The sequence below is a fragment of the Bacteroides sp. genome, from assembly GCF_052357945.1.
Taxonomy (GTDB): domain Bacteria; phylum Bacteroidota; class Bacteroidia; order Bacteroidales; family Bacteroidaceae; genus Bacteroides.
In genome coordinates this window covers 1-4,588 of record NZ_DAWCXD010000232.1, presented here as the reverse complement: position 1 = coordinate 4,588, position 4,588 = coordinate 1, and the positions used below count along the sequence as shown (strand labels likewise).

The window sequence follows — 4,588 nt, the reverse complement described above, 5'->3', positions numbered from 1 at the left end:
ATATTGCAGGTAAGGGAGTGGCTTGTGAAGATTCTTTCCGTCAGGCAATCTATGTTGCCATCGATGTGTTCCGTAATCGTCAGCGGGAAAAAGTGGCTCGTGCCAATCCGTTGCGTAAACAGTATTACGAGAAACGTGACGATAGTGATAAACTGAAGCTGGATACAGTAGACGAAGATTAAAAACGAGTGATGACGAGAGCAGAGATACAACAAGTGAAACAGCGTTTCGGTATTATTGGAAATACTGAAGCATTGTCGCGCGCCATAGATGTTGCCATTCAGGTAGCTCCTACCGATTTGTCTGTGCTGATTACCGGAGAAAGTGGAGTCGGAAAAGAAAGTTTTCCGCAGATTATTCATCAATATAGCCGGAGGAAGCACGGGCAGTATATTGCTGTCAACTGTGGCGCTATTCCGGAAGGTACGATTGATTCCGAACTGTTCGGACATGAGAAAGGTGCGTTTACCGGTGCGATTGGCGAACGGAAAGGGTACTTTGGCGAAGCTGACGGTGGTACTATTTTTCTTGATGAAGTAGGGGAGTTGCCGATGTCTACCCAGGCACGTTTGCTCCGTGTACTGGAGAGTGGCGAGTTTATGAAAGTAGGTTCGTCCAAAGTGCAAAAAACGGATGTGCGTGTGGTGGCAGCTACCAACGTCAATCTTACACAAGCGATTGCAGAAGGACGTTTCCGTGAAGATTTATATTACCGGTTGAATACGGTGCCTATCCAGATACCGCCTTTGCGTGAACGTGGTGACGATGTGCTCCTGTTGTTCCGTAAGTTTTCCGCAGACTTTGCAGAGAAATACCGGATGCCTGCTATTCAGTTGACGGAGGATGCGAAGAAAGAGTTGTTGGCTTACCCGTGGCCCGGAAACGTGCGTCAGTTGAAGAACATCACCGAGCAAATATCTATCATTGAAACCAATAGGGAGATCTCTGCTGCTATCTTGCAGAATTATCTTCCTGCACAAAATACGCAACGTCTTCCCGCGCTGATGGGAACGCGTGAGAGTAAAGGTTTTGAGAGCGAACGGGAGATTCTTTATTCTGTTCTGTTCGATATGCGCCAGGAAGTGGCGGAGCTGAAGAAGATGGTGCACAATCTGATGGCGGAACGTGCCGGACAGGTGGGGCAGGTAGGACAAATGGGAACGGTGGTTACTACTCCGGTAGTGACGGCGCATCAACCTTCGGTACCTGCTATCATTCACACCATGCAGCCCACGGTTTGCAAGGATGATGATGACATACAAGACACGGAAGAATATGTAGAAGAATCTCCTTTGTCACTGGACGAAGTGGAGAAAGAAATGATACGCAAAGCACTTGAGAGGCATCATGGAAAGCGGAAGAGTGCGGCCAAGGACTTGAATATTTCCGAGCGTACACTTTATAGAAAAATAAAAGAATATGAATTGGATTAAGAAAATAATACGCCCTTTGTTACTGTTCGGCTTGCCGTTGGTAGTCATTGCGTGCACTGTTTCCTATAAGTTTAACGGATCGTCTATCAATTATGATAAGGTAAAGACCATTTCGATAGCCGACTTCCCGATCAAGTCGGAGTATGTGTATGCTCCGTTGGCAACCAAGTTTAATGAGGACTTGAAAGATATCTTCATCCGGCAGACCCGTCTGCAACTGCTCAAGCCGAGTCAAAATGCCGACTTGCAGATTGACGGAGAAATCACAGGTTACAATCAGTACAATCAGGCAGTATCTGCCGACGGTTATTCTTCGGAGACGAAGTTGACTATCACCGTCAATGTGCGTTTTGTCAACAACACCAATCATGCCGAAGACTTTGAACAACAGTTTTCTGCGTTCCGTACCTACGACTCTACCCAGTTGCTGACTGCCGTACAGGACGGATTGATTGCTGAAATGTCTAAAGAGATCACCGACCAAATTTTTAATGCAACTGTAGCAAACTGGTAATATAAATGACTTCTGTTAACTTTCAACAATGGATTCAGCATCCCGAGACGCTGAATAAGGATACTTTGTACGAACTGCGCAATCTTCTTGCGAGGTATCCGTATTTTCAGTCACTTCGTCTGCTGTATCTGAAGAATCTGTATATTCTCCATGATATTAGTTTCGGTGGAGAACTGCGGAAAGCAGTTCTTTACATTGCAGACAGACGGCAGTTGTTCCGGTTGATTGAAGGTGACCGCTATGATGTGCAGGCACGGAAAAAGGGAGTACCTCTTACGGAGGTGCTGAAAGACGAACCGTCCGTAGACCGCACATTAGCATTGATCGACGCTTTCTTGTCCACAGTACCCGAAGAGGTGACTGCCCGCACCAGCTTCGACTATTCGATGGATTACACCTCTTATCTTTTGGAGGAGACTCCGGCCACGGAACAGCCGGCCGAAGAAACGCCCAAACTCAAAGGCTACGAACTGATTGACGACTTTATAGAAAAGAGCGAGAGCGACTCTCCCCTCTGCAAGAAACCTTTAAGAGAAGAAATGCCATCTTCGCCAACCTCTTCGGACGAACTTACCGAAGAAGAAACGATGAAGGAAGAAGAGGAAGATGACAGCTGTTTTACGGAAACTTTGGCAAAAATCTATGTTAAACAGCAACGATATTCAAAAGCTCTTGAAATAATTAAAAAATTAAGCTTGAAATATCCAAAAAAAAATGCTTACTTTGCAGACCAAATCAGATTTTTGGAGAAATTGATTATTAACGCTAATTCAAAATAACTAAAAATGTACTTATTATTCGTTATCTTAATGGTTATTGCAGCCTTGTTGATGTGTTTCATCGTGCTGATTCAGAACTCAAAAGGAGGCGGACTTGCTTCTGGTTTCTCTTCATCTAACGCCATTATGGGCGTGCGCAAGACTACAGATTTTCTGGAAAAAGCAACATGGGGCTTAGCTATCTTCATGGTGGTAATGAGCATTGCTACTGCTTATGTGGTTCCTCGTTCTGCGGTTGTTAAAGATGCAGTGTTGGAACAGGCACAGAAAGAACAACAGACTAACCCGTATAACTTACCCGCAGGTACGGTTGCGCCGCAAACTGAAGCTCCTGCTACCAATGCACCTGCTACAGAAACTCCGGCACCGGCTACTGAAACTCCTGCTCCTGCAGCAGAGTAATTCACTCCGTCGTCAGGTAAGACTTTGGGGTAAAACCATTAATGGGAAGGTGCAGACGGATGCTGCATTTCTTTGATATTTAAGTGCGGATTACGCAGATTACACGGATTTTCAATCTTCCGCGTGGTCAGTGTAATCCGCACTTAACTTTTTCTTGTAAAAACAATCTCTTTTTGATAGAAACAAACGAGATTTAACTACCTTTGTTGGTCGTATGAAGATTATTAACTACTATTTTTAAATATAACAATGACAGAACATTTGAAACAGAAATTGAATGACTCCGCCGTACTCCGATGGAGTGTTCTAGCATTGGTCGCATTTACTATGCTATGCGGCTATTTCCTCACCGACGTAATGTCTCCTCTAAAACCCATGCTTGAGAAAGAACTACTATGGGACAGTCTTGATTATGGTTTCTTCACAAGTGCTTACGGATGGTTTAATGTATTCCTGTTGATGCTGATCTTCGGTGGTATCATTTTGGATAAGATGGGGGTTCGTTTCACCGGAATGGGAGCTTGCTTATTGATGGTGTTTGGTTGTGGATTGAAATACTATGCGATTTCTACTACTTTTCCGGAAGGTGCCATGCTCTTCGGATTCAAAACACAGGTAACCCTGGCTGCATTGGGGTATGCTATCTTCGGTGTAGGTGTGGAAATTGCCGGTATCACAGTTTCCAAAATTATCGTGAAATGGTTCAAGGGTAAGGAAATGGCGTTGGCTATGGGACTTGAAATGGCTACGGCACGTATCGGAACAACTCTGGCAATGGTGCTTACGGTTCCTTTGGCCGACTTTTTCGGATCTACGGATGAGAGTGGCACATTCCATACCAATATTCCTGCTCCGATTTTGTTTTGTCTGATTATGTTGTGCGTGGGTACGATTGCTTTCTTCCTTTATACTTTCTATGATAAGAAGTTGGATGCTTCTTTGGATGCAGAAGGATTGGAGCCGGAAGAACCGTTCCGTATGAAAGATATTGTGTATATCATTACCAATAAAGGATTCTGGCTGATTGCATTACTATGTGTATTGTTCTACTCGGCTGTATTCCCCTTTATCAAGTATGCTGCCGATTTGATGGTGCAGAAGTATAACGTAGATCCGAAGTTGGCGGGAACGATTCCCGGATTGTTGCCGATTGGTGCGATTATCCTGACTCCGTTGTTCGGCTCGCTTTATGACCGTATTGGTAAGGGAGCCACATTGATGATAATCGGATCAGTGATGCTTATTTTTGTGCATACGATGTTTGCTCTGCCTATACTGAATATATGGTGGTTTGCTACTATCATCATGATTATATTGGGATTTGCCTTCTCGTTGGTGCCTTCAGCTATGTGGCCGTCTGTTCCGAAGATTATTCCGGAAAAACAGTTGGGTACCGCATACGCATTGATTTTCTGGGTACAGAACTGGGGATTGATGGGTGTTCCTTTGTTGATCGGATG

At 44.6% G+C, this 4,588-nt stretch carries 5 protein-coding genes and 1 pseudogene; all 6 read left to right on the top strand.

Features of this window, described 5'->3' with window-relative positions:
* Window positions 1-182 (top strand): annotated as a pseudogene (locus tag ACT8YW_RS21935) (4-hydroxythreonine-4-phosphate dehydrogenase PdxA); the annotation flags it as partial.
* A 9-nt stretch (window positions 183-191) separates the two neighbouring features.
* The gene (locus ACT8YW_RS21930) at window positions 192-1,433 is read left to right on the top strand and encodes a sigma-54 interaction domain-containing protein (protein ID WP_004325022.1); all 1,242 of its coding nucleotides are present in this window, start codon (window positions 192-194) and stop codon (window positions 1,431-1,433) included.
* The gene (gene lptE / locus ACT8YW_RS21925) at window positions 1,420-1,947 is read left to right on the top strand and encodes an LPS assembly lipoprotein LptE (protein ID WP_004301888.1); all 528 of its coding nucleotides are present in this window, start codon (window positions 1,420-1,422) and stop codon (window positions 1,945-1,947) included. The genes ACT8YW_RS21930 and lptE overlap by 14 nt, the downstream gene beginning before the upstream one ends.
* A gap of 5 nt (window positions 1,948-1,952) precedes the next feature.
* Entirely contained in the window at window positions 1,953-2,726 is a 774-nt protein-coding gene (locus ACT8YW_RS21920) for a tetratricopeptide repeat protein (RefSeq protein ID WP_444107138.1), read from the top strand.
* Between the two features lie 6 nt (window positions 2,727-2,732).
* Window positions 2,733-3,128: a preprotein translocase subunit SecG gene (secG, locus tag ACT8YW_RS21915; RefSeq protein ID WP_444107137.1), complete on the top strand. Its 396-nt coding sequence runs from the start codon at window positions 2,733-2,735 to the stop codon at window positions 3,126-3,128.
* 249 nt (window positions 3,129-3,377) lie between these two features.
* Window positions 3,378-4,588, top strand: a 1,211-nt coding sequence (locus ACT8YW_RS21910) for an MFS transporter (protein WP_444107136.1), incomplete at its 3' end; no start/stop codon positions are given.

What these genes read in the sequence shown, in the direction of transcription:
- lptE (WP_004301888.1), top strand. Translation starts at nt 1,420, where the DNA reads ATGAATTGGATTAAGAAAATAATACGCCCTTTGTTACTGTTCGGCTTG.
- ACT8YW_RS21920 (WP_444107138.1), top strand. Translation starts at nt 1,953, where the DNA reads ATGACTTCTGTTAACTTTCAACAATGGATTCAGCATCCCGAGACGCTG.
- ACT8YW_RS21930 (WP_004325022.1), top strand. Translation starts at nt 192, where the DNA reads ATGACGAGAGCAGAGATACAACAAGTGAAACAGCGTTTCGGTATTATT.
- secG (WP_444107137.1), top strand. Translation starts at nt 2,733, where the DNA reads ATGTACTTATTATTCGTTATCTTAATGGTTATTGCAGCCTTGTTGATG.